23 protein-coding genes are annotated in these 25,059 nt (G+C 44.7%); 14 read left to right on the forward strand and 9 right to left on the reverse strand.

Annotated elements, in window-relative coordinates; translation table 11 throughout:
- The first annotated feature begins 1 nt into the window (after position 1).
- The 4 genes from rsgA (at position 2) to secB (ending at position 2,992) form a co-directional block, all read left to right on the forward strand.
- Positions 2–1,105, forward strand: coding sequence for a ribosome small subunit-dependent GTPase A (gene rsgA, locus NJD71_RS03915; protein WP_319050639.1), 1,104 nt, complete (start codon positions 2–4; stop codon positions 1,103–1,105).
- Between the two features lie 171 nt (positions 1,106–1,276).
- Entirely contained in the window at positions 1,277–1,729 is a 453-nt protein-coding gene (locus NJD71_RS03920) for a rhodanese-like domain-containing protein (RefSeq protein WP_319050640.1), read from the forward strand.
- Between the two features lie 330 nt (positions 1,730–2,059).
- Positions 2,060–2,323 carry a glutaredoxin 3 gene (gene grxC, locus NJD71_RS03925; RefSeq protein WP_319050641.1) on the forward strand — a complete coding sequence of 88 codons (264 nt, stop codon included), beginning with the start codon at positions 2,060–2,062 and terminating at the stop codon, positions 2,321–2,323.
- Between the two features lie 216 nt (positions 2,324–2,539).
- Positions 2,540–2,992, forward strand: a complete 453-nt coding sequence (gene secB / locus NJD71_RS03930; RefSeq protein ID WP_057760989.1) for a protein-export chaperone SecB — start codon at positions 2,540–2,542, stop codon at positions 2,990–2,992.
- Between the two features lie 256 nt (positions 2,993–3,248).
- Here the strand turns inward: secB and adk are convergent, their stop codons facing one another.
- The 6 genes from adk to NJD71_RS03960 all read right to left on the reverse strand — a co-directional run bounded on the left by adk (position 3,249) and on the right by NJD71_RS03960 (position 10,457).
- Complete coding sequence (gene adk / locus NJD71_RS03935; protein ID WP_319050671.1) at positions 3,249–3,902, reverse strand: adenylate kinase; 654 nt, start codon at positions 3,900–3,902, stop codon at positions 3,249–3,251.
- 338 nt (positions 3,903–4,240) lie between these two features.
- Positions 4,241–5,521, reverse strand: coding sequence for a c-type cytochrome biogenesis protein CcmI (gene ccmI, locus NJD71_RS03940; protein ID WP_319050642.1), 1,281 nt, complete (start codon positions 5,519–5,521; stop codon positions 4,241–4,243).
- Entirely contained in the window at positions 5,518–6,006 is a 489-nt protein-coding gene (locus tag NJD71_RS03945; protein WP_442967645.1) for a cytochrome c-type biogenesis protein, read from the reverse strand. Before NJD71_RS03945 ends, ccmI begins: the two co-directional genes overlap by 4 nt.
- Positions 6,007–6,071: 65 nt before the next feature.
- Positions 6,072–6,737 carry a DsbE family thiol:disulfide interchange protein gene (locus NJD71_RS03950; protein ID WP_319050644.1) on the reverse strand — a complete coding sequence of 222 codons (666 nt, stop codon included), beginning with the start codon at positions 6,735–6,737 and terminating at the stop codon, positions 6,072–6,074.
- 1 nt (position 6,738) lies between these two features.
- A complete protein-coding gene (locus tag NJD71_RS03955; RefSeq protein ID WP_319050645.1) occupies positions 6,739–8,769 on the reverse strand; it encodes a heme lyase CcmF/NrfE family subunit in 2,031 nt (676 codons plus the stop codon).
- Between the two features lie 353 nt (positions 8,770–9,122).
- Positions 9,123–10,457, reverse strand: coding sequence for a hypothetical protein (locus NJD71_RS03960; protein ID WP_319050646.1), 1,335 nt, complete (start codon positions 10,455–10,457; stop codon positions 9,123–9,125).
- A gap of 502 nt (positions 10,458–10,959) precedes the next feature.
- Between NJD71_RS03960 and mrdA the strand changes: the two genes are divergently transcribed.
- The 8 genes from mrdA (at position 10,960) to scpB (ending at position 19,222) form a co-directional block, all read left to right on the forward strand.
- Entirely contained in the window at positions 10,960–12,957 is a 1,998-nt protein-coding gene (gene mrdA / locus NJD71_RS03965; protein ID WP_319050647.1) for a penicillin-binding protein 2, read from the forward strand.
- Between the two features lie 105 nt (positions 12,958–13,062).
- Positions 13,063–13,764 carry a 16S rRNA (guanine(966)-N(2))-methyltransferase RsmD gene (gene rsmD, locus NJD71_RS03970; protein WP_319050648.1) on the forward strand — a complete coding sequence of 234 codons (702 nt, stop codon included), beginning with the start codon at positions 13,063–13,065 and terminating at the stop codon, positions 13,762–13,764.
- A 253-nt stretch (positions 13,765–14,017) separates the two neighbouring features.
- Positions 14,018–14,446, forward strand: coding sequence for a 50S ribosomal protein L13 (gene rplM / locus NJD71_RS03975; protein ID WP_057761004.1), 429 nt, complete (start codon positions 14,018–14,020; stop codon positions 14,444–14,446).
- A gap of 10 nt (positions 14,447–14,456) precedes the next feature.
- Positions 14,457–14,843 (forward strand): 30S ribosomal protein S9, encoded by a 387-nt coding sequence (gene rpsI / locus NJD71_RS03980; protein WP_021813618.1) that lies wholly within the window; start codon positions 14,457–14,459, stop codon positions 14,841–14,843.
- Positions 14,844–15,236: 393 nt separating this feature from the next.
- Positions 15,237–16,328 (forward strand): LpxL/LpxP family acyltransferase, encoded by a 1,092-nt coding sequence (locus NJD71_RS03985; protein WP_319050649.1) that lies wholly within the window; start codon positions 15,237–15,239, stop codon positions 16,326–16,328.
- Between the two features lie 132 nt (positions 16,329–16,460).
- Positions 16,461–17,546, forward strand: coding sequence for a tryptophan--tRNA ligase (trpS, locus tag NJD71_RS03990; protein WP_319050650.1), 1,086 nt, complete (start codon positions 16,461–16,463; stop codon positions 17,544–17,546).
- 141 nt (positions 17,547–17,687) lie between these two features.
- On the forward strand, positions 17,688–18,548 hold the full coding sequence (locus NJD71_RS03995; protein WP_319050672.1) for a segregation and condensation protein A: 861 nt from the start codon (positions 17,688–17,690) through the stop codon (positions 18,546–18,548).
- A 62-nt stretch (positions 18,549–18,610) separates the two neighbouring features.
- Positions 18,611–19,222, forward strand: a complete 612-nt coding sequence (gene scpB, locus NJD71_RS04000) for an SMC-Scp complex subunit ScpB (protein ID WP_319050651.1) — start codon at positions 18,611–18,613, stop codon at positions 19,220–19,222.
- 139 nt (positions 19,223–19,361) lie between these two features.
- On the opposite strand, the gene lolA is transcribed toward scpB, so the two are convergent.
- The 3 genes from lolA to rplU form a co-directional block, all read right to left on the reverse strand.
- Positions 19,362–20,048, reverse strand: a complete 687-nt coding sequence (lolA, locus tag NJD71_RS04005; RefSeq protein ID WP_442967646.1) for an outer membrane lipoprotein chaperone LolA — start codon at positions 20,046–20,048, stop codon at positions 19,362–19,364.
- A gap of 497 nt (positions 20,049–20,545) precedes the next feature.
- Positions 20,546–20,803, reverse strand: a complete 258-nt coding sequence (rpmA, locus tag NJD71_RS04010) for a 50S ribosomal protein L27 (protein WP_319050653.1) — start codon at positions 20,801–20,803, stop codon at positions 20,546–20,548.
- 91 nt (positions 20,804–20,894) lie between these two features.
- Entirely contained in the window at positions 20,895–21,206 is a 312-nt protein-coding gene (gene rplU, locus NJD71_RS04015) for a 50S ribosomal protein L21 (protein ID WP_057761012.1), read from the reverse strand.
- A gap of 569 nt (positions 21,207–21,775) precedes the next feature.
- On the opposite strand from rplU, the gene NJD71_RS04020 reads away from it, so the two are divergent.
- Entirely contained in the window at positions 21,776–22,801 is a 1,026-nt protein-coding gene (locus NJD71_RS04020; RefSeq protein ID WP_319050654.1) for a polyprenyl synthetase family protein, read from the forward strand.
- Positions 22,802–23,637: 836 nt separating this feature from the next.
- Positions 23,638–25,041 (forward strand): efflux RND transporter periplasmic adaptor subunit, encoded by a 1,404-nt coding sequence (locus NJD71_RS04025; protein WP_319050655.1) that lies wholly within the window; start codon positions 23,638–23,640, stop codon positions 25,039–25,041.
- Positions 25,042–25,059: the final 18 nt, after the last annotated feature.

Genomic DNA, 25,059 nt, shown 5'->3' on the forward strand with positions numbered 1-25,059 from the left:
CATGGCATTAATCCGGCAACGCAAACTGACCAAACAACAGATTCGTCGCATCGACAAGCAGCAATTGTTAAGTCAAGACAGCATCGATGATAGCTTGATGGATGGCGTGGTCATGGCGCATTACGGTAAGCAATTAGAAGTACAAGTCACAAGTCTACCTGCAATGATACCTGAGCAGCCAGAGATTGCGCCTGATGATCCAGAGCCATTTTGGCAAGCGCTTGAGCTTGGCGACATCTGGCGCTGCCACGTACGTACCAACCTACCGATGCTAGCCGCTGGTGACCAAGTGCGCTGGAGTGCCGACTCCAACACAGGCTTTGGACGTATCGAAGCCGTCAAACCGCGTACGTCATTGGTCTCTCGCCCTGACCGTTATCATAAGCTCAAACCTGTTGCCGCCAATGTTGATATTCTGGCCATTGTCTTTGCCCCATTGCCTGCCGCCGCTCCTACTTTGATCGATCGCTATCTGGTGGTGTGCCATCACGCGGGTGTCAAACCACTGCTTGTCCTTAACAAAGCCGATCTGTTGGCCCAAGAAAACGGTGTCGATACGAGTGAATTATTGGCACAGTATGCCGCACTTGGCTATGAAAGCGTCCTGACCTCAGTCGATTGCCCCGAAAATATCGCCGAGAATGATGAGCAAGAAGGCCTCGATGAGCTAAAGCGCTATATAGACAAAAAGCTGGTGATCTTTGCCGGTCAGTCTGGTGTTGGCAAAAGCAGCCTTATTAACGCCCTACTTCCTGAGTCTGGTCAAAGCGTCAATATCATCTCGCAAAACTCGAAGCTTGGTCAACATACCACCACGACGAGCCGACTGTTGCCATTTAACCCAGATGATCTCACTCAGGGCGGTATTGTGGATACTCCAGGTATCCGTGAGTATGGTATTTGGCACCTCACGCCCGATGATATCATCTCAGGCTTCGTTGAGCTCGCGCCATTGGCCGGCGATTGCCAATTCCGTGACTGTCGCCACACCCATAACAGCAAAGGCTGTGCACTATGGCAAGCCGTGGCGAATGGGACTGTATTGCAGCGCCGCGTCGAAAACCTCGTGACGCTAAGAGAAGAGGCAGATACTAAGCCTTACTGATTCTTATTAGGCTCAATTGACGTCATCTCAAAGTCAAGATGACAGCTCGATTATTGACCGTGTTATCGCCCGTTTACTATAGATGACCTTATCGGTATAATAGCGCCTTGTTCACTATCATTGGGCTGGCTTCTCAGCCTGATAGAACACTTATTTTTTTGGAGGTATGGTTTGGATCGTGCGCTGGAATTTGTGGGCAACCACCCGTTTTTATTTGGTATATTAGCCGTACTTGCTATCCTGTTTTTTACCATTGAAAACAAACGTAGTGGCAGAAAAATATCGCCCAACACTCTTGGTATGATGGTCAACTCTCAAAATGCGCAGCTGATCGATATTCGCGCCAAGAAGAAGTTTGAATCAGGTTATATTCAAGGCAGCCGCAACATACCTTTCACTGACCTCAAAGACCGCTTAGAAGAGATTCGTGCGATTGAGCAGCCAGTAATTATTATCTGTGATATGGGCGTACAAGCAGGCGCAGCCATTCAGATGATTGGCAAAGATGACGTTTATCGTCTAGAGGGCGGTGTTGGTGGTTGGCAAGGTGCTGGCATGCCATTGGTTGGTATAAAAGACGCTAAATCAAAGAAAGGTAAGTCAAAGCCCAGTCTAAGCAAATAGCAGTTTTACTTAAACAATAAGCTTAGTTAGTGTTTACCACTTACTGACTGAAGATCGAAAAATGAAAAGACACCTTATAAAGAGGTGTCTTTTTTTGTGCAGTACTTATAAGGCAGTAAAGTTAAGGTGACAAAGTTAATGCTGTGAGGCGTTTTAAACTGAGACGGCTTGAATTTGTCGTACCTATCCCCACTTTAGTAGTGAGCACAATCGAATACATTTGTACTTTACTCATTGATAACAGACTATACCAACACGTAGACTATGATAATTAATCGTGTTATCTATAATAGTGCTGTTGTCTCACAAATTTATAAATAAGGATTAACCATGACTGTACCAGTTAAAGTTTATACCACACCTATCTGCCCATACTGCTCAAACGCCAAACAATTATTAAAAACTAAAGGCGTTGATTATGAAGAAATCGGTATGCACGATATGAGCCGCGAAGACCGCCAAGCATTGATGCAAAAAACCAATAACTACCGCACTGTGCCACAAATTTTTGTTGGTGATACCTTTGTTGGTGGCTTTGATGAGCTTAACCAAATGAACCAGCAAGGCAAACTTGACGAGCTATTAGCAGGTTAATCTGCTACTTTACGCTACTGTCTGTTTTTATGCCTATAAAGACAGACAGCGGTGGGTTTAAACATAGCTTTTGATTCAAATGTAGTCCTTGATATAAATACAGTATCAAGAAGTAGTGATAAAAACATCGAGTTTTCGTCCCTATTTATATTACAATGAATTTCTATTAAAATGACCGTTTGCCCAATTATTTGATTTAATTTTAGAGGATTTATCATGGCTGAAGAACAAGCACAACCACAATTGGCATTAGAGCGCATCTACGTAAAAGATATGTCACTTGAAGTACCAGGCGCGAGCGTATTCACCAAAGAGTGGAACCCAGAGCTTGATATCAACTTGTCTAGCAATGCTGAAAAGCTAGATGATGACCATTATCAGATCATCCTTACCGTGAGCGTTACTGCCAAAAATGCGGAAGAAGCAGCGTTTATCGCTGAAGTGCATCAGGCAGGTATTTTCTTACTAAAAGACATCCCAGAAGACCAAATCGGTCAAATCTTAGGTGCATACTGCCCTAACGTGCTGTTCCCATACGCTCGTGAGGTCATCAGCGACATCGTGACGCGTGGTAGCTTCCCGCAATTACTACTCGCTCCTGTGAACTTTGATCAAGCATACGCGCAAAGCCAGCAGCAAGCGCAAGTGGATGCTCAAGGTAACGCATAAGCATTAATTAAAATATATGAGCTCTACCAGTCGTATATTTGATAAGAGGCCGTTTACTTATAATGAGTAAGCGGTTTTTTTTGTGTGATTTCTCATGAGAATTTACAAAATTATTTGTTAGCCATCATGAAAGATAAATCTGTAAGATCTTGAATTAATAGACATATTGGATCAACAGATATAGAAAAACCCTGCTATCAAACAGGGTCTTTAATGACGATATCGACTGGCTAAATGAATTAGTTACAATCGATCATTAGCCTTTTAACGCTGATAAGATCTGCTGCTTGACCTCATCAATACCTTGCGTACCATCAAACTTATCATAGCTAGGTGCATCATCACCCTCAGTCGCTTTGTCTTGGTAAAAACCAACCAATGCTGACGTTTGCTCATGATACGTAGACAGACGGTCGCGGATAGTCGCTTCTTGGTCATCTTCACGCTGAATAAGCGCTTCGCCAGTGACATCATCGATACCATCAACCTTTGGTGGGTTGTGATCCACATGGTAAACACGACCCGAACCTGGATGCTGGCGACGGCCAGACAAACGGCTGACGATTTCGTCATCAGGTACGCTTATTTCGACCACATGATCGATGGCAACATCAGCATCTGCAAGTGCCTGCGCTTGAGGAATAGTACGCGGAAAACCATCCAAGATACAACCGTTGACACAATCAGGCTTAGCGATACGCTCTTTGACTAGGTTGATAATAAGATCATCAGAAACCAAACCACCAGCATTCATAATATCCTTGGCTTTTTTGCCAAGCTCGCTACCTTCTTTGATTGCTGCGCGTAGCATGTCGCCAGTTGAGATCTGTGGAATGTCATATTCTTTAGAAATAAACTGGGCTTGAGTACCTTTACCGGCGCCTGGTGGTCCTAGCAAAATAATACGCATCATTACACGACTCTCCTTAATAGATAGGATTTTGGGATTAATAAAACTTAGGGATTAATGGTTTGCAAAGCTACCTTACCTTGTGGCTTTGCAAACCTCAAGTATTTTCATAATTACGGTTATGAGTTGCTATGACTTAGCTGTTCATACAACACTGTTGCGCCCTTATATAACGGACAGTGTCACTAAGGTGATAGCGACTCATAGTAACAGAGAAGTCTATAGTACAGCGAACTTAAAAGAGTATTAAAACCACCCGTTATTTAACTGCTGCAAAGCAATATATCTCACTTACAACCAGAATGAGGCTGCTACGCTTTTGTAGTGAGTAGACTATGCTACGGTATTTGCTGATTGATTTCTACATTGGCCTGAGTTTGATCAGCACTAATCACTACGGGATTACCTGACAGGTCTCCAGACTCTGCGACTGCGTTACCACTGTGGCTGATACGAGCAATGACTGCCAACTGTACTTTGTCTCCTCGAGCAGATCCTATAGTACGTCCTGGCATCATAGCATCAAGATCGCTTAGGCTAATAGTAGCCTCGCCTTGCTTGATGGCGCTGATCGGTAAGCGCTTGGCGGCAAACGGTGGTCCACCATTGACATCACGAATCGCGACAAACAGCACATCATCAGCTTTGACCAACGGTAGCAAGCTTGAATTTATCTTAACGGTCACCTCAACACCTTCAGAGGCTTGCTGCTGCTGGATAGCCACATTAGCACTCAGCTCATCTAGGCTTGAGAGCGCCTGCGTATGATCGCCTGGCTTGGCAGAAATACTAGCACGCAAGCGTTTTATCCAGCCTTGTGCTTGGTCAAAGTTATTCGCTCGCGCCTCACCCATTGCCATCAGCATCTGAGCACCTTCATGCTCTGGGTTAGTTGCCAATAACTCTTCTAGTACTCGGCGACTATTAGCATCTAGCTGACCTTGATTAGCAAAAAAACTGATCTGCGCATAAGTCGCTGCAATTTCTTCGTTGTCGGGTGACAGGCGATAAGCACGTGATAGAGCCTCTAGCGCTGAATCAGTCGCTTCTAATGACAAAAATAGCTCTGATAGGCGCATCCAGCGATTGTAGTCATAGGCATGGCGATAGACATTGGTCTGCATGGCACTAATCAGCTGATTACCATCTTCGATAGCCCAGGCTGGCGGCTGATCAATTTTACCTGTTAATAAATCATCAGCCACTTGACCTACTTTGTCCTCAGCAGCCCATAGCTCAAACACAGGAGTACGATCAGCGACCATCAAGTAGGCCATGGCTGTAAGGACGGGGACCCAAACGATGATGATCAATCGACTTTTGATACCAGGCGTGACCATAGGGGCGACTTCACGCTGAGCATCTAAGAGCTGACGTTCTAGCTCTAGCTTTTGGTTTTGATAATGGTGATCATCAATGATGCCACTATCTTTATCTGTTTTTAGCTCAGCCAAACGCTCACGGAACACGGCAACGTTGATATCTAATAGCTGATTGTCCACAGGCTTACTGTGTTTGCGCGGTGCTTTTAGCCATGGCTTGATCGCGATAACACCAAGCAATAAGGCAATAAGTAAGCTTAGCGCAATAAATAAGCCAACCGTAGAGAATATGGTCATTTTTTGCCCCCAAGGCTTGTAATGTCATGATCGTCTTTATTATCAGCACGTGATAACAAACGCTCAAGCTCCGCTTTTTCGGTGGCAGATAATGCCTCAGTAGTATGCTCTACTGCCACGCCACTGTCGCCACTAGCGACCAGCTGACGCCGTTTGCTTTGCCAAAACCATCCAATGATCAAGATGATGAGCAATAATGGTGGGAAAAACCACAAGATCCATGTCGAAGGACGGACTGGTGGCTTATAACTGATAAAGTCGCCATAGCGTTCCTGCATATAAGCACGAATCTCACCATCACTTCGGCCGTCTTTGACCATGTTATAAGTTTTTTGTTTTAAATCTTGAGCAATTGGTGCATCAGAGCCTGCTAGGTTTTGGTTTTGACATTTTGGACAGCGTAGCTCTTCAATGAGACCGCGATACTGAGCTTCTTGTTGTACAGAGTCAAAGTCATAAACATCAATAGCAGCAAAGCTGGTCATACTCAATAAACAAGCAATGAGAACGCTTGTTAGTTTTATAACCAGGGTTTTTATTTGATAGGCCATCATTTACATGCCTCCGCAACCTGATTCGGATCTGGACTGGTACCGTTATTATTGGCTTCGTTTAGCACCATCAAACAAGGCGTGATACGACTTTGCCAATTGCTCTCATTGATCTCACCGATAATATGCTGACGAATGATCCCCTCACCATCTACAACGAAGGTCTCAGGTGCACCCGTCAAACCCAAATCTAAAGCAAATTGCCCTGATAGATCCTGAATAGACATCGAGAATGGATCGCCGCCCCTATTTAGATAGCCCAATGCATCACCGATATCATCTTTGTAATTAATACCTACTAAGTTGACACCGCGCTCTTCTAGTGTCATCAAAAAAGGATGTTCAATGATACAAGTCGGACACCAAGAGCCCCAAATATTCATGAGGAATGGCTGATCTGGCAGGTTGTCATTGGTCATGATACGACTGGTATCTGACAACAATGGCAGCTCAAAAGCAGGCACAGGACGCTCAAGCGCGGTATTAGTCACAATATCGGTCGGTTTTCCCAGACGCATATATAGCATGGCAAGCAAGCCAACAAAAATTACTAAAGGTATTAAAAACCCTATTTTTAGTGATTTTTTACTTTTGGCTTTTCTGTTGCCTTGTTGAGCAGTACTGTGCTGCTTATTGTTGTCAGGTGTGTTGTTTGAGGCTGTCATATCAATGATCCCCTGTCTTTGTAACTGACGCATCCAAATCTGCAACCGTCGTAAACCCTGACTTTTTGGCAGCGATCTGTGCAGGTGTTCTGGTTTTTTTGATACGGTAACGATTGTCTAGCATACTGAGTAGGCCACCGAACGCCATAATAAGCGCACCCAGCCATATCCAGCGGATGAGTGGTTTGACATAGATACGGAATGCCCACTCGTTGCTGTCCTCAGCAATTGGCTCACCAAGTGCCACATACACATCGCGCATCAGGCTGGCATCAATTGCCGCCTCTGTCATCGGCATCATACTGATAATATAGTTGCGTTTTTCAGGGTATAACGTGGTCACTTCTTGACCGTCTTTACTGACCGTGACCTCAGCTTGAGTAGCATCAAAGTTACTGCCTTTTACTTCGCTAAACCCTTGTACGGTAAAGTCATAACCTTGGACATTGACACTATCGTTTGGTCCGAGCGCCACATCACGTTCAATACTGAGCGTAGTGGTAAATGCCACACCAATGACTGCAACGAGCACCCCAATATGAGCAGTTTGTTGACCCCAATAACTTAGGCGCAACTGACGCAGTCCACTTAGGCGACTTGGTGCGTTTTTGGTCTTGTCTTTAAAGTCAACCACCATCCAGAACAGCACCCAAAAGCTAACCGCTAACGTAACACCAATATTTAGTATCGCTGATGGACTGGTGAAATAAGCAATGATCGCGGCCAACACCAGGCTACTTACGGCGATAACCATACCAGCACCCAGTAATGGGCGGCTGTCTTGTTTCCAGCGGATATTAGAGCCCATACCCATTGCCACTAACAGTAGCCAGGTTAATGGCACAAATAGCGCGTTGAAGTACGGAGGACCAACAGAAACCTGACCCAGATTAAATGAATCAGCGATTATGGGATACAACGTCCCTAGCAATACGACCAAGGTCGAAATCAAAATGATAACGTTGTTAATCACTAAGAAGGACTCGCGCGAAACCAGACGATACTGGCTCTCAACTGTCAGACGCCACCCACGTACCGCAAACATCAACAGACCACCACCAATAATCACCCCAAGAATGGCTAGAATCACCAGACCACGGGTCGGATCAGCGGCAAATGAATGCACTGAAGTGATAACACCTGAACGAACGAGGAACGTACCTAATAAACTGAGCGCAAAGGCGAAGATCGCTAGCATGATTGTCCATGCCTTGAATACGCCGCGCTTTTCAGTCACTGCAAGCGAGTGTAACAACGCCGTACCTGCCAACCATGGCATTAGTGATGCGTTCTCCACAGGATCCCAGAACCACCAGCCGCCCCAGCCAAGCTCATAATACGCCCACCATGAGCCAAGCGCGATACCAACCGTTAAGAAACCCCAAGCCGCCAGCGCCCACGGACGTGACCAACGTGTCCACACCGCGTCCAAACGACCTTCCCACAATGCTGCCATACAAAAAGCAAATGGCACAACCAAACCCACATAACCCATATAGAGCATCGGTGGATGAATGATCAAACCAAAATCTTGCAAGACAGGGTTTAGATCCGCGCCATCGACGGGCAGATTGGGTAAGGTACGATCAAATGGTGATGAGGTGAAGATAAGCATCGCCAGCATCATCATCTGCACACCGGCCAGTATGACAAGCACACGTGCACGCATCGTAAGAGGTAAACCGCGGCTAAAATAAGAGACCAGCGCACACCAGGTGGCCATAATGGTCATCCACAGTAGCAAAGACCCTTCATGACCGCCCCACGTCGCAGACAGCTTATAGTACCAAGGCAACAACGTATTGGAGTGCTGCGTGACGTAGACAAGACTAAAATCATTGTAATAAAAGCCTGCCATTAATGCTGCAAATGATGTAATCATGGCCGCAAATTGCGCCCATGCAAGACTTGGTGCTAGGCGCTGCCAAGCGACATGGTCACGCATAACGCCAATAGTTGGTAGTACCACCTGCAAAATCGCCAGTATAAAAGCGGCCAGCAAGGCAAAATAACCCAATTCTGTGATTAACATACGGTCTAACCTTGTTTACCTTGGATACAATTAAGGGTTCACCGATGGCATTGCTAGCCACTGGCAAACGCTAAATAGTCCTTTATGCGGTCATAGTTTACGGTCAAAAACTGAGGTTTTAGTGGCTATAGACGCACCTAAAACCCGCTACTATCATTGAGAGGTATCAACATGAATGGTTGATACAAAATGCTTATCTGTCACTGGTCTTATGTTACTTTATTGATTCAAACTGTATTAGATATTGCGGTGTGTGACTATTTGAAAATACTTATTATCGTATTCTTGCTCACAGTACTTTGATAACAAAATCATAGCGTCTAAATTACAGCATAGAAGTTATGGTATCAAAATCATGGCATCGAGGGGAAAAACACCAGCACCAGATGCAACCACCCTGCCAAGAATCCTGTCAGACCGCCCAATACAATCAAGGTCATCTCGTCTTCTCGAAAGGCAGGACGCAGTAGATTCTGAAACTCATTTGGCGTTAGCGCCCGTATTCTATCGCGAAACAGACCGAATATCTTACTGGCGCGACTTTCATTGAGCTCAGGATCACGCAGTGGTACCATCGTCGCTACAATTGACTTATCGATAATGGTATTTTTGAGCTGCCCATAATCACGGCGACCCAACCCCACACGTAATGTCGTACTGATCACTGGAGACTCTAGTACCGTGTATAAGTGCGACTTCATCAATTCACGAGTTTGCGCTGAACGATCACCATACATCATCTCATTCATGATGTTCTCAAGGGTGACCAAGTCTTTTACCACAATCTCAGCGAAAACTTCAGACACTTCCTCTTGGCGCTTCATAAAGCCGCCTTGCAAACGATACCTTGCGATATGCGGCATCACTGGCTTGATAAACGGGAAGCCACTCTGTACCGTGAATAGCTTTAAATAAGGTATAAAACGTGGCTCTACCGGATTAAATACCATCCAAATGGCAATCCAGTTGGTCAAAAATCCCCAAATCGCGGCGAAAAACGGTACAGTCCAATGCTGCGGCACCACCAAAAATATAAACATCTGAATAATACCAAACACCAAACCAATCAGTGCGCTGATATGCCAGATGAAATCGATCTCTTTTTGACCGACCCTTAGGAACATGTTAACCATCAGACGACGGTCGTTCTCCATCGTGTTAACGATCATCTTACGCATATCGACTAGATCTTCGACATGATAAGTCAAATCTGTCACCAGCGACTGCATGATACTGGGCAGCTCTTTGTGTGCTTGGGCATAGACACGGCGCTTTAGGGCGTAAGGCAGATTACCCCATAGGGCGGGCGAATGATCGAGCATAATCTCATCAATCAACGGCTCAAGATTTTTGTCCACCGTGTCAGTGACAAATAGCGCCATTTGCTCCGGTTCCATCGCCTTAAAAAATTCATCAAGCGAACCGAGTTTTGATAGCGTCTGATCAACAATGACGCCCGATATCTTGCCTGCTTTTCGCGGCACGATACCCTGCCAGCCGATACCTGGCAACCCAAAAAACGGGAAGTTAGGAATACGAATACCCCGAAACTTAATCGGGTAAAACAGCATCTTGAGTGCCATCCACACATGTACCCAAGTGACGAATGCCGTCACTGGTGGAATGGTCAGCATGGCAAAAAACTCTGGGTGTTCAGCGATTGTCTGCCACAATGAATTTACGTCCATGACTTCTCTAGTCCCTGACAGGTTGATTGTCGTTGCTATTGTCGTTACTGATAACAACTGATTAGCAAATTAGAACGTTTCAAAAGACGCTCTGCCCGTAACAATTACGATAAAATAAATCGCCTGATTTTAGCATACTTGCCATTTATTAGCACATATAGACCCTCAGCAAGTTGTGACTAAAGATGACATCTTTTATACGGTATCTTTAGTAGCAAAGATATCACCATGGCCCATCGCTTATAGAACGTATGGTCAGAACAAAATGAGCAGCCAAATACTGCACCCTTTCATTTGTTCTGTTATAATTTGTAGTGAAGCAACAAAGACTCCCTACGTAACAGTCGATCGTACCAATCGACGCCTCATAAATTTCTCTCGTACCACGCTATGTGATTGAAACCATTTGCATTATCCTTTAGACTCACCGCACTTTGGTTGACCAAGCCGCCCATTTATTCCTCTTTTACTGACTCACTGACCAATTGGGCTCTGATTTTCTATGAATAAACCGCTAACTCCCAATACTGAGCAGGTCAATAGCACCTTTACTAACCGTATTATTATCTTTGGGATTTTGATATTGATTGGTTTGGGCGGCTTGATAACGCGTTATGGTTATCTGCAAGTTTATGCTCATGATAAATATACCACTCAGGCTGATAACAATCGTATCAAGCTCATCTCTGCACCGCCTAGCCGTGGTTATATTTATGATCGTAATGGGATCATTTTGGCAGACAACCAACCCGTCTTTACTGCCATGCTAAGCCCCGATGAAGTCGACAATCCTGAGCGCACCTTGAGTTTGCTCGCACCTATCTTTGACTTAACAGCAGAAGACATTACGGATATTTTGGCGCGTTTAAGCAAAAACAAAAACGATCCTGTCACCATCAAAATCGACTTGACGGAAGCGCAACTGGCTCAGTTTAGCGAGCGCAAGCCTTTTTTTCGCGGGGTTTCTATTCAGAGTAAGCTGACACGCGACTACCCTTATGATGAGCTGTTTGCTCATGTTATCGGTTATGTTGGCCGTATCAATGACAAAGAATCTAAGCGTATAGACAAAGACCGCTATGCAGGTACTGACCTGATTGGCAAAATTGGCATCGAAGACTATTACGAAGATATTTTGCTTGGGCAACCCGGCTACCAATCAGTAGAGACAGACGCTCATGGCAACATCTTGCGCCAATTAGACACCAAGCCGCCAACTTCTGGTAATGACTTGACCCTGAGCTTGGACTATGGCTTACAGACCATCGCACAAAAGCAACTTGATGGTCGCCGCGGTGCAATTGTAGCGATAGATCCCAAAAATGGTGACGTACTGGCGTTTGTCAGTAACCCAAGCTATGACCCTAACCCGTTCATATCAGGCATCTCATTTAAAGACTACGACGCCCTACGTGAGGATCTGGATCAACCACTATACAATCGCGCCTTACAAGGTACCTACCCGCCTGGCTCTACTATCAAACCATTCGAAGGTTTGGGCGGTATACATTATGGCTTGCGAGACTGGGACACTACTATTTACGACCCTGGTTACTTCAGCCTACCTGGCGACTCGCATCGGTTCCGTGACTGGAAACGCGGGGGACATGGTACGGTTGATTTAAAAAAATCTATCGCGATGTCAGTCGATACTTATTACTACAAGCTAGCATATGAGATGGGTATCCAGCGCTTGCACGACTGGATGGTACGTTTTGGTTTTGGTCAAGACACCGGTATCGACCTTCCTAATGAAAAGTCAGGCATCATGCCCTCACCAAAATGGAAGCAAGACACTTATGATAAGAACTGGCTACCAGGTGAGACGATCTCTGTCAGTATTGGCCAAGGCTATTTCTTAGCCACACCGCTACAGATTGCTAACGCTACTGCCATGACCGCCAGTAAAGGGCAACATATCACCCCGCACTTACTAAAAAGCAGCGATGGTGCCGCAAAGGTAAAAGTAATCACCAAACCAGATGGCAAAATTGATTATAACGGTAAGCCTTCTGACTGGTTACGTATGCACGATGCCATGGAGAGTGTGATAGAAGACGGAACAGGACGCGGTATCTACACCCCGCGCTACCGTATCGCTGGTAAAACAGGTACCGCGCAGGTAAAGTCTATCGCTCAGGGCAAACGCTATGATAAGTCTGCGATAGATAAGCGCCACTGGGATCATGCTTGGTTTAATGGCTTTGCGCCAGTAGAAGATCCACAAATTGCGCTTGCCGTGCTGGTCGAAAATGGTGGCGGTGGTAGTACTACAGCCGCTCCTATTGGCCGTGCGTTATTTGACTATTGGATGGTACAACGAAAAACTGATCCTGTACTACCGCCGTCACCCGATGAGCTAAAAGTCATCAAGCGACAAAAGGCATTTGAAAAAGCATTGCAAGACGCACTGCGTGAAAAAGAAGCAAAGGCTCTAGAAGCGCAGGAAGCGGCAGAAGCAGAGGCAGAAATACAGGCAGCAGCGGCAACCTCTGAATAGTAGTATTTGACCGTTATTGCTAAAAAACTATTACTGAGTAAATACTGCTAGGTAGACCCATCTACATAAAACGCTTAAGCAAAACAGAGTATACGAGACCCCATAATGAAAAAACCCGCAAACGGACGCGTATCAAAAAAAACCCATAAGGCAAAAAGTGCAGCGGCAGGTGACGTGCGTATCATTGGTGGTCAGTTTAAGCGCCGTATTGTGAGCTTTATCGATGCAGAGGGGTTGCGCCCCACCCCAGATCGCTTGCGTGAGACTCTGTTCAACTGGTTACTGGCTGATATTCATGGTGCACAGGTGCTCGACAGCTGCGCGGGCAGCGGCGTGTTAGGGTTTGAAGCCTTGTCTCGCGGCGCGGCACATACTACTTTTATCGAAGTGAATAGCGCCCAGAGCAATATGCTACGTCAGAGTGCCGAGCAGCTGCGTCTTGATGCCGCCACTTATAGCGTCATCACGGGCACGGCTGAGCAAGTACTGGGTCAAGCCCAACTGAAGCAAGACCGACCGGCTCAGCGACCTTTCGATATTGTATTCATCGATCCGCCGTATGCTCAAGATCTGTGGCAGCCTATTTTGACCACGCTCATCACAAATGATTTGGTCGATACAAAGACGCTTATTTATTTAGAGGCAGATAAGGATTTAAGCGCTCAGCTTAAGCAGTTAGAAGAGACACTTAGTGAAAACCCAGATATTCATTTATCTAATACTCAGCAAATAATAAGCTTTGATTGTTTGAAACAAACCAAAGTCGGTCAAGTTGTTGCTGGACTTTATCAGCTGTCATTGTCATAATTGTACGGTAATTGCTAAGCGCATCATTAGCGATTATTTGTTAAGATCCTTTAGCAAAATCAATCAATACCTGTAAAAAATGTTTAAAACCGCTTAAAAACTGGCCTAACGCTGCAGTTTAATGTATAAAGGCGAAAATAAACCCCAATGCAGCTTGCAAGCGTAGGCGCTACTGCTTATAATGTGCAGTCTGTTTTTTGAGAGCCCCGTTCCCAGCTAAACTCTCAACGAATTCTAATTTTAAGGTTTTATCATGAAAACACTTAGTGCAAAACCAGCTGAAGTGACCCATGACTGGTATGTCGTAGATGCTGACGGCAAAACCCTTGGTCGCTTAGCCACTCAAATCGCAACTCGCTTACGTGGCAAGCACAAGCCTTCTTTTACTCCGCACGTTGATACTGGTGACTTTATTGTTGTCATCAATGCTGACAAAATCACGGTAACGGGTAAAAAAGCACAAGACAAAAAGTACTATCGTCACAGTGGCTACCCAGGTGGTATCAAAGAAACCAACTTCAATAAGTTGCTTGCACATAAGCCTGAAGATGTTCTACATAAAGCAGTTAAGGGTATGCTTCCAAAAGGCCCTCTTGGCTATGCAATGATCAAGAAGCTGAAGCTATATGCGGGTACTGATCATCCACATACTGCACAGCAACCTAAAGAACTAGACATCTAAGGATATACTTATGGAACGCAATTACGGAACTGGTCGCCGCAAGACGTCTACCGCTCGTGTCTTTTTATCAAAAGGTACTGGTAGTATCGTTGTTAACGGTAAGCCACTAGACGAATACTTCAGCCGTGAAACTTCACGCATGGTTGTTCGCCAGCCATTAGAACTACTAGACTCAGCTAATGCATATGACTTGTATGTCACTGTTGCAGGCGGCGGTATTAGTGGTCAAGCTGGCGCAATCCGCCACGGCATCACACGTGCATTGATCGAAGCTGACGAAACTTTGAAGCCTGCCCTAAAAGCAGCTGGTTTTGTTACTCGTGACTCACGTCAAGTTGAACGTAAGAAACTTGGTCTACGTAAAGCACGTAAACGTCCACAGTTCTCAAAACGTTAATCAAAGCGCTCTCTTATATTTTTGTTGCTATTGTCTTTTTCTCGGAGCGATAGCAGCAATATTTAATAAGAGAATAGTTTTGCAAAACCTTATAAGCTGTTTACAGCTTATAAGGTTTTTTTATGTCTCAAGGTTTTTTTATGTCTGTTAGAGGCGTACTACTCATATGGCTATTTCTACATGATGGCTTTCACTGTACGACTTTCCTTATAACGACACTGACTACCCCTATTTACCTTTAAGACTTCATTATAGAAAAGCAACGCATATCGATACTGCATAGTAGACACCTTCTAAAAATTCTAACTTGCAAAGCGTTTGACGCTACCCCATCATATCAATAACTTTTTATCATTAGCCGCGATGTCATAGACAGTGCTGTAGAAGGATATTATGAAAGCGCCTGAACAATACGACCCCAGTAAACCCTCTAGCAATAGCAGCGTACCGTCACCAAGTATGCAGCAGTCGAACAAGTCGCCTAAAATACCTGCTGGCACCCCAACGATTACGCAGAATCATAAGCGTACGGCGCAAGCAGATAAAAAGCCATTTCAGTGGCAGTTTTTAGCACCAAAATACTGGGGCATCTGGTTGTTATTCTTGATTATGTTGCCAATGATGTATCTACCGCTACGCTGGCAATTTTGGCTAGGGCGTCAGCTTGGTCGTTTGATTTATAATGCTGCGGGCTCACGTCGGCGTGATACCCTAATCAATCTCAAGCTGGCATTCCCAGAAAAACCAGAAGCTGAACGCGAATTGATGGCCAAGCAAGTTTTTGTCAATCAAGGCATTGGTGTATTTGAAACCTTGTGCGCTTGGTTTCGCCCCAATGTGTTTACTAGAACAGTATCTATCTCAGGACTACAGCATTTGGTCAATGCTCAAAACGAGCAGCGGCCCGTCATCTTATTAGGTGCACATTACACCATGCTCGATTTGGGTGGTTTGCTGAGCGCGCAGTTTTTCCCTGTGGACTGCATGTACCGTACGCAAAACAATTCTTTATTAGACTGGTTTATTTATAATGGTCGTACCAATATATTTGGTAAGCAAATCTCTAGCCGAGATATGCGCAGCTTGGTCACATCAATCAAAGCAGGACACGTTATTTGGTATTCCCCTGATCAAGACTATGGTCTCAAGCAAGGTGTCATGGCACCATTCTTTGGCGTGCCAGCAGCGACGATTACGGCGTCACGCCGTATGGCAAAAATGGGTAACAAAGCCACGCCACCTGCGGTTATGGCGCTGCACACCTACCGACAAACGCCAGACAGTCTGCCGCGTGGTAAGCGTCCACATTATCATCTGACTATCACCCCAGAGTTGGACAACTACCCAAGTCATGACGAGGTCGCTGACGCCACTCGAGTCAACGAGACGTTAGAAGGGCTCATTCGTATCGATCCTACCCAGTGGATGTGGTTTCATCGCCGTTTTAAACATGGGCCGAATGGTCGTACGGACATCTACAAGTAGACTTAGTATTTGGTAGACTTAATAGTTGAATGCTCAACAGACCCCAATAAATTTGCTATACTTTGCGGCTAATATTTCGCTTCTTTGACCCTATATTTATAATAACTTGATAAACAAAACAATGGATTTTTCATGAGTAATAACAGCACCTCTGGCAGCCAAGCTTCTGACAATTTAACTGAAAAAAAACGCATCCTAACTGGGATTAAACCTACTGGTATTCCGCATTTAGGTAATTACGTTGGTGCGATTCGTCCCGCAATTGAATCCATCCAAAATAGTGATCACGAAGCGTTCTTCTTTTTGGCAGACTATCACGGTATTATTGGTTGCTACGACCCTGCTATCATTCATGAATCGACGAGAGCGATTGCGGCCACTTGGATTGCTTGTGGTCTCGATCCTGAGCGTGTGACGTTCTATCGTCAGTCAGATGTGCCTGAAATTCCAGAGCTCGCTTGGGTTTTGAACTGCTCATGTGCTAAGGGTCTCATGAACCGCGCCCATGCCTATAAGGCAGCAGTGGATATCAATACAGAAAAATCCGATGTCGATCCTGATCAGGGAGTCACGATGGGTCTGTTTGGTTATCCTGTGCTAATGGCAGCTGACATTTTGATGTTCAATGCGACCCATGTACCTGTTGGCCGTGACCAGGTTCAACATATCGAGATGGCACGTGACATCGCAGGTACGTTCAACCATCGATACAAAACACTCTTTACGCTCCCGACAGCGGTTGTAGACAATGATATACCACTACTCACTGGCTTAGATGGTCGTAAGATGAGTAAAAGTTACAACAACACTATCCCCTTGTTTGGTGAGTCAAACCCGCAGGTCAGCTCAGAGAAACAAATGCACAAAGCCATCATGAAAATTGTGACCAACTCACAACTGCCTGATGAGCCGAAAGACCCTGATGACTCTGCTCTGTTTGAGATTTATAAAGCATTTGCTACTCCTGAAGAAATTGCTGACATGCGTGCACAATATGCAGCCGGTATTGGCTGGGGCGATGCCAAGCAAGCGCTATTTGATAAGATCAATGATGAGATTGCGCCTTTCCGCGCGCGTTACGAAGAGCTCCTGGCCAATCCAAAAGAGCTAGAAGAAATCTTGCAGATGGGAGCAGATAAAGCCCGTCGTCATAGCCGTAAGCAATTAGACAAGACTCGTCGCGCTATTGGTATCCGACCCCTTGCCAAAATCAAGTAGTCGTTTGATTGTCGCCATTTATCACTACTAGAGCGGATACCAAACGTGCAGACTAAGCCAAACACCAAACAAGCGGCTTTATCAAAAGCCGCTTTGTTCTCACCAGTGGATAAAACATCTACCAATAAAATATCTAAGTCTATATATAGTCAAAGTGACTATGCTGAATCAGTCAGTCATGATACTGCTCTACGTATCTATCAGACGCCAATACAGCATCTACCAGACGATCTTTATGTCCCGCCACAAGCCTTTGCGATTTGGCTAGAGCAATTTGCAGGTCCATTAGATTTCTTATTGTATTTGGTTAAAAAGAACAACGTTGATTTGACCCAAATGCCGATATTACCAATCACTGAGCAGTACCTTGCCTATATCAGTGAGTTGGGTACTGAGCACTTTGAATTGGCAGGTGATTATCTCTTGATGGCCTCCACGCTTATAGCCATAAAGACAGAATTGCTCCTACCGACGCCTGATACGCCTACTGATGAACGCGACCCAAAAGCCGAACTGATTGAGCGTCTTGAGGAATATGCGCAGATTAAAGTAGCCAGTCAGCGCTTAGATGATCTGGTACGTTTAGAGCGCGATGTGTTTTTGGCGATGGTCAGCATGCCTGGTCAAGAGATTATGAACGCTGAATTACCCAGCTACTCACCAACATTATTGATTGAGAGCTTATTTAAGATGCAGCTGCAGCCAGACTATCACATGCATACTATTAAGGTTGACGCCGTACCACTCTCTGACCGTATTGCCAGTATCAGCAGGCAACTGAGCACTGATGGTGCGCGCTCCTTTTATGAGCTATTAGACAAATCACAGGGCAAGATAGGTGTTGTCGTCAGCTTTGTCGCAGTGCTTGAGCTGATAAAACGGCAGCTGGTCGGTGTGATTAGCTCTGAGTTAGATGATGAGGTGATAGCATCTGCTACCCATACTGCTGGTCAGCGGTATACAGATGAGTCCTCAACACTGACATTGCAGTGGCTGGTCTAATATGCGTTAAGGCTAGTTGCTAGCATTGTTTATCAAAAAATTGAAATAAGAGCGCATTTTAGATGGTAGATATTGACGAATCAAAGCCGCATGATGACGCAGAGCTCACAAGCACTGCTGCTTCTGCCTCTAATGAAGCAAATCATGCTCATCTTGAGGAAACGAGTAAACACATCGAGGTACTATTGCATGCTTCAGAAGCGCCGCTAACAGCGCATGCGCTAAAGAAGCATTTGTCGTTATCCACAAAAGAGCTCAAGCAAGCCCTAGACGTATTACAACAACGTCTAGATACAGGTGTGCTCAAACTACACGAAACAGCTAGTGGCTATCGCTTGCAGATAGGTAATGATTACAGTCGTTTGATTCAGCGCGTCTTTCCGCAGCGTCAAGAACGCCTAAGCCAAGCACTGCTTGAGACATTAAGCGTCATTGCTTATAAGCAACCAGTAACGCGCAGTGATATCGAGCAAGTACGCGGTGTAACACTGTCCAGCAATATATTGCGCCAGTTGTTCGATAAAGGATGGATTATCGAGAAAGGCTATAAAGATACTTTGGGACGTCCCGCACTGCTTCATACTACTGCGCAATTCTTAGATGCGTTTGGGCTGAGTCATCTAGATGAGCTACCACCGATGCCAGATATAGATACCATACGAGCCATGTCTTAATTTTTCTGTTAGACAACTCAAACTATTCTCATAAAAAAGGACAGCCCCCGTAGGATCTGTCCTTTTTATTAGATGTTTAATCTTATACTGAGGTGAAACCTATTGAGCCTCTCACCTGCCAGTATTTATTAATTAGCCTTTATTGATTAATAACATCAACGCCTTTTGGCGGGTTGAATTTAAACTGGCTGCTACCGATGCTCGGGTTCATTTTGATACCACTGAACTTGATAGAAGTCGTTTGACCCAAAGTATCGTTTAGTACCATCATGACAGGTTTACCACCACTAAAGCTCATTGATAGGCTCTTAAAGCTAGCGCTGTCTGATTTTGGATACAGCACATAGTAGTTTTTGTTGCTGTATGGCTGAGTGATCTTGAAGTTCTGATCAATCTTGCTTGGATCACCTGATAGTAAAAGTGCTGGCGTATTGCCTACTTGGCTGTCGACATTTTGCTTAGTCGCTTGTTCTAGATCTTTGTCATAGATCCACATAGAGTTACCATTAGCAACGATCAACTGCTCTGATGGTGACTTGGTCTCCCAGCGGAAATTATTGGGACGCTGGACACTCATAGAGCCTGTAAACGTACCGCTGCTAGCCCCTTTCGTTGTTTGGCTAAAATTCGCAGTCATACTTTTGGTATTGGTCAATAACTTATTCAAGCGTTTGGCTGCCGTCATATTGTCAGCAGGTGCCGCTGTAGCAGACTGAGTCAATGCCATCATTGGCGCTGCGATACCAAGTGAGGTCATCAACACCCCTGCCAAAGCCCCACTCATTACTTTTTGTTTGGTCGTTTGTTTCGTAGATACAGTCATCATAAATCCTCTCTAAAAAAGCACAGTTGCTTTAAAAATAGTTGTTCTAAAAATAATCGCTTTAAAAATATTTACTTAAAATAAAACAGTTTATTGAAGTTTTTATTTTCTAAAAATGCTTATGTTTGCCAGTATCGAACTGGTATCAATCAGCAATGGCAACAGTGTGCCACTTTTTTTATTACGCGCCTAGTCGTGATTTGCAATCATTACTACGCCTGCCATACACGCTTGTAACCAATACAGTTACACAGTGAGATATGTCTTTATCGTCATTAGCTATGAGTATTATTTTGAAAAAATAGCTCAGATACAGTTTCAGACCATTGAGACGGTTTGATGATGGATATTTCGTTAAGACTCAACTCTTGAGTATGTAGTTTATGTATCGGTTGATAGGACTCTATAAACGCAAAAAGCCCCTACTACCATCAGGCAGTAGGGGCTTTTTTAATTATCCGATCATTCTATCCAAAGAACAAAATGACCTACATAGATAATTATGCGTTTTCAACCGTAACATAACGACGGTTAAATTTACCTTTGGTCTCAAACTTTACAACACCGTCATTTAGTGCAAATAAAGTATGATCACGACCCATGCCAACGCCTTCGCCTGCGTGGAATTCTGTACCACGTTGACGAACGATGATGTTACCAGCTACGATAGCTTGGCCACCAAAGATTTTTACGCCTAGCATTTTTGGGTTTGAATCACGACCGTTACGGCTCGAACCGGCAGCTTTTTTATGTGCCATGAGAAAATCTCCTTGTTAATGTGACTTATCGCTTATGCGACAACTCTTAAGCATTTAGTGCGCTATTTAGCAATGTTTGCTAAATGGGTAATTAGGCATTAATGGCTTTGATTTTTAACAAGGTGTACCATTGGCGGTGACCTTGCTCTTTGTGGTAATGCTTACGGCGGTTGTGCTTGATGATACGGATTTTTTCGCCGCGACCATGCTCAACAACTTCAACTTCTACGCTAGCGCCATCAACGACAGGCTGACCGATTTTGACGTTATCACCGTCAACAACCATCAACACGTCTTCAAATTTGATTGTTTCGCCTTTTTCTGCTTTTAGCAATTCAACTTTAAGCAATTCATCGACGACTACACGGTGCTGTTTACCACCAGTTTTAATTACTGCGTACATTGTATGACTCCGTTTAACCCGTGTGCCGTGGCTGATGTTATACCAACGCTTTTACGACGAACACGACAGGGAAAAATTAAAGGCAAGATTCTACGGCTTTTTGCTCATAAAAGCAAGCCGCGCCTCTTGTTTTTGTAAGGTGATTACACTAAATCACCATCGCTTATGTGACGACAAGTTCTATAAATGATTAGAACGCCGTAGATGACCATTCTAATCAGACTCTAGAAGTCATCATTTCGATCGATGGTTTGAGCCTAACGGGAGCTATTATAACTTATACAATCAGTTACTTACAGTCCTTTATCAAGCCATTATGTGACTACAGCATCATTTAATAAGTGAACCACTGTATGATCCAAGTATGCGATACCTTTTATCAATTACAAGCTACTCTTTATATACAGTAATGCGTTTGTAGCGTAATGCCGACCTCTTCTGTCATCTACTTTAACCCACAATTTTCGCAGACAGCTATGCTATTATAAGCCAAACGATACCTTACCCATGGATGGACGACATCAAGGTTATAAAAACTCTCTTTATTCTTATTAATATGACTATTTATTATGACTATTACCTCTACAGATAATACCCTACCCACTGCTCAAGCAACGCCTAGCTATGCTGATATCCAACGTATCGTCGCCAATGATTTTGAGGTGATGGATAAGCAGGTATTCGGTAGTCTAAATTCAAAAGTACAGCTAGTGATGAGTGTCTCGCAACACGTGATCAATGCTGGCGGCAAGCGTATGCGCCCGTTGATTACGCTTTTATGTGCTCGTATGTTTGATGATAACCCATCAGAAAAAGCCATGCACTTAGCGGCCATTACTGAGATGCTGCATACGGCAACTTTAGTCCATGATGACGTGATCGATGAGTCAGGACAACGCCGCGGCAAACCAACTGCAAATGCCACTTGGGATAATGCCACTGCGGTGTTGGTCGGTGATTATTTGATTGCACGCGCTTTCAATCTTTTGGTCGGTTTTCAGAGCTTGCCCCTATTGCAGATATTTTCAGATGGGACTTGTGATATTGCCGAGGGTGAGGTATTACAGCTACAGCATCAGCACAACCCTGCGGCGACAGAAGAGGATTACTTACGAATCATCGATGGTAAAACCTCACGGCTGTTTATGATGGCGACCCAAGGCGCTGCTATTTTGCAAGACAAAACCGAATATATGACCGCATTGGGCGCATTTGGACAACATTTTGGTAATGCGTTCCAAATTATTGATGATGTGCTGGACTATAGTGGCGACAGTGACGTAATGGGTAAAAACTTGGGCGATGACCTTGCAGAAGGCAAGCCTACTCTACCCACTATCAAAGCACTTGAGCTGCTAAAAGACAGTGATACCGAAGGCTACGAGCAGCTTCGTATCGCTGTACAGACTGGCAAGACGCCAAACGCCGAGCAGCTCATTGAGTTAGTAAGACAATCAGGCTCATTAGATTATTGTAAGCAGCGTGCTTTAGAAGAGACTAGACTCGCCCAACAAGCGCTTAGCACGTTACCTGACAACCAGTATCGTCAAGGACTGTATCAATTGACTGAGCTTGCTAGCGCACGACTAGTATAATCAAATCTGAGTCGTCTTTACTTTCAGCCAACTAAAAAGACCAGCCAGTTAAAACAGCCAGCTGATAAAGACGACTCTTCTCTTAACGCTTTAGCCGCTTTCTTTAACAGTCGGTTAACGTAACGCCGATAATTCAAAACGACTCTCTCAAAAGTTACCCTCTCAAAAACGACGGTATCAGCCAAATCGTTACCTTTCTTTAAGTTTCATAACTCCTTGCAGTACTATAATCCTGACAAGGGTTTTGATGGTTAAATGATGTTAGATAAAGATATGATGTTAGATAAAGGCATATTGACGACAGTTTTCTGAGCGGTAATTAAGGGTTGCTAAATTTTCTATTTTGAGTACAAACATGGTTTTTGGGGTCTTAAATACCCTAGTGCTCATATGGCTTTACAATTATAACAAAAAATTACATTATGTTTTGGTGTCGGGTTGTATATCAGACTATTAGCTGTTAGCTAATGTGACGCTTACTATAGCGCCATTTTTTTTATTCATAAAACGTAATATTACTACTTTTCGCCTCTGCCTCTTTTATAAATCACTTGACTGTGGGGTTACCCCAATAGTTTATAATAACCCATTAAATTTACTAGTCCACTTTGTAATCTGTCTACATTTTTGATGCCAAATCCGCCAAAACCCTACTTTATGTTTCTCACTATCAGATGTCCTACTAGTGAGTTTTCAATTAATAAGTATCATCAAAGGCTGGGTCGATAGCGATGGAATAGACTTGCAGGATTAGTAAACACTTTATATCTCATACGCCAACATTTATTGTTTAATTTTTATACTGTCATTATTTATATATATTGCCGAGGACATTGATGAAGCACTCTACTCTTGCGCTTGTAATAGCATCTGTACTATCTGGAGCTGTACTGGTCGGCTGTGACAAAAGCGACGACGCTGCTGGCGAACAAGCGGCACAACAGCAAATGCCGCCTGCGGTTGTCAACGTTCAAACCGTTACGTTCGATACCATTCCACAGGTACAGACTTTTTCTGGACGTACTGCCGCCTACCAAACTGCCGATGTTCGCCCACAGGTCAATGGGGTCATTGATGAAGTGTTGTTCCGTGAAGGAAGCAATGTCAAAAAAGGTCAGCCACTGTATCGCATTAACACCGATAACTATGCGTCGTCTGTCAGCAGTGGTCAAGCAGCCGTACAACAATCACAGGCCAACTATCAGACTGCTGTAGCAAACAATGCTAATGCAAAAGCTGAACTGGTGAGTCGCCAAGCGTCATTGGCACAAGCACAAAACGATCTACAACGCCTGCAAGGTCTTGTCAGTATCAATGCCATCTCACAGCAGCAGTATGAGCAAGCACAGACAGCGGTACGTACTGCACAAGCTGCTGTACAAAGTGCGGCGGCGGCTGTCGGACAGACCCAAGCGGGTATCGAAAGCGCAAAAGCAGGTATCCAAACTGCCCAAGCTGGTCTCGATGCAAGTACGTTGGATTTGAACCGTACTATCGTACGCGCGCCTCTTACCGGTCGTACTGACCGCTCAAGCGTGACTGCTGGTACGCTAGTGAGCGCCGGTCAAGCGGATCCTCTGGTTACGATCTCGCGCTTAGATCCTATCTATGTCGACATCAGCCAGTCTTCTTCTGAGCTACTCAAGCTGCGTCAGCAAATAGCAGACGGCTCTGCTCAAGCAGGTATGAACTCGGTTGAATTAGTACTAGAGGATGGCTCAGTCTATCCAGTACGCGGTAAGCTTGCATTGTCTGAGGCCAAAGTTGATGAATCAACAGGCGCGGTCACTTTACGTGCGATTTTCCCGAACAGCAACAATATCTTGCTACCCGGTATGTATGTCACAGCGCGTCTAACACAGAGCGTCATTACCAATGCCACTTTGGTCCCTCAGAGCGCGGTGACACGTACGCCTAAGAGTGAGACTCAGGTGTATATCGTTGATGAAAACAACAAGATACAAGTACGTCCCGTCACTATCAATGGTACTTATGATGGTCAATGGGTTGTCACTGATGGCTTGCAAGTAGGTGACAAAGTGGTTGTGATTGGCGGTGCTAAGGTAAAACCTGAGCAAGAAGTGGTTGCCAAGCCCTTAGAGAGCGCAAATCCTGCGCCATCTGCACAAAACGCGCCTAATGCCAAAACGCCGCAGCAAGCGGCAAAAACGATGGATAAAAAGCCAGCTAGCACTGCCGCTTCTAGTAGTGAGACATCAACAGAAGCTGCTGCTAACTAATTCCATTCAGAGACAAGA

Origin of the sequence: Psychrobacter sp. PP-21 (assembly GCF_033790785.1) — a bacterium.
GTDB lineage: Bacteria > Pseudomonadota > Gammaproteobacteria > Pseudomonadales > Moraxellaceae > Psychrobacter.

Bases quoted from the DNA above. Each gene is read 5' to 3' on its own strand.
- rpsI (WP_021813618.1), top strand. From the start codon at position 14,457: ATGGAACGCAATTACGGAACTGGTCGCCGCAAGACGTCTACCGCTCGT.
- mrdA (WP_319050647.1), top strand. From the start codon at position 10,960: ATGAATAAACCGCTAACTCCCAATACTGAGCAGGTCAATAGCACCTTT.
- NJD71_RS03960 (WP_319050646.1), bottom strand. From the start codon at position 10,457: ATGGACGTAAATTCATTGTGGCAGACAATCGCTGAACACCCAGAGTTT.
- adk (WP_319050671.1), bottom strand. From the start codon at position 3,902: ATGCGTATTATTTTGCTAGGACCACCAGGCGCCGGTAAAGGTACTCAA.
- rpmA (WP_319050653.1), bottom strand. From the start codon at position 20,803: ATGGCACATAAAAAAGCTGCCGGTTCGAGCCGTAACGGTCGTGATTCA.
- NJD71_RS03955 (WP_319050645.1), bottom strand. From the start codon at position 8,769: ATGTTAATCACAGAATTGGGTTATTTTGCCTTGCTGGCCGCTTTTATA.
- rsgA (WP_319050639.1), top strand. From the start codon at position 2: ATGGCATTAATCCGGCAACGCAAACTGACCAAACAACAGATTCGTCGC.
- secB (WP_057760989.1), top strand. From the start codon at position 2,540: ATGGCTGAAGAACAAGCACAACCACAATTGGCATTAGAGCGCATCTAC.
- NJD71_RS03950 (WP_319050644.1), bottom strand. From the start codon at position 6,737: ATGACAGCCTCAAACAACACACCTGACAACAATAAGCAGCACAGTACT.
- rplU (WP_057761012.1), bottom strand. From the start codon at position 21,206: ATGTACGCAGTAATTAAAACTGGTGGTAAACAGCACCGTGTAGTCGTC.
- ccmI (WP_319050642.1), bottom strand. From the start codon at position 5,521: ATGACCATATTCTCTACGGTTGGCTTATTTATTGCGCTAAGCTTACTT.
- lolA (WP_442967646.1), bottom strand. From the start codon at position 20,048: ATGATGACTGTATCTACGAAACAAACGACCAAACAAAAAGTAATGAGT.
- NJD71_RS04025 (WP_319050655.1), top strand. From the start codon at position 23,638: ATGAAGCACTCTACTCTTGCGCTTGTAATAGCATCTGTACTATCTGGA.
- scpB (WP_319050651.1), top strand. From the start codon at position 18,611: ATGGTAGATATTGACGAATCAAAGCCGCATGATGACGCAGAGCTCACA.
- rsmD (WP_319050648.1), top strand. From the start codon at position 13,063: ATGAAAAAACCCGCAAACGGACGCGTATCAAAAAAAACCCATAAGGCA.
- rplM (WP_057761004.1), top strand. From the start codon at position 14,018: ATGAAAACACTTAGTGCAAAACCAGCTGAAGTGACCCATGACTGGTAT.
- NJD71_RS03985 (WP_319050649.1), top strand. From the start codon at position 15,237: ATGAAAGCGCCTGAACAATACGACCCCAGTAAACCCTCTAGCAATAGC.
- NJD71_RS03945 (WP_442967645.1), bottom strand. From the start codon at position 6,006: ATGACCAGCTTTGCTGCTATTGATGTTTATGACTTTGACTCTGTACAA.
- NJD71_RS04020 (WP_319050654.1), top strand. From the start codon at position 21,776: ATGACTATTACCTCTACAGATAATACCCTACCCACTGCTCAAGCAACG.
- trpS (WP_319050650.1), top strand. From the start codon at position 16,461: ATGAGTAATAACAGCACCTCTGGCAGCCAAGCTTCTGACAATTTAACT.
- grxC (WP_319050641.1), top strand. From the start codon at position 2,060: ATGACTGTACCAGTTAAAGTTTATACCACACCTATCTGCCCATACTGC.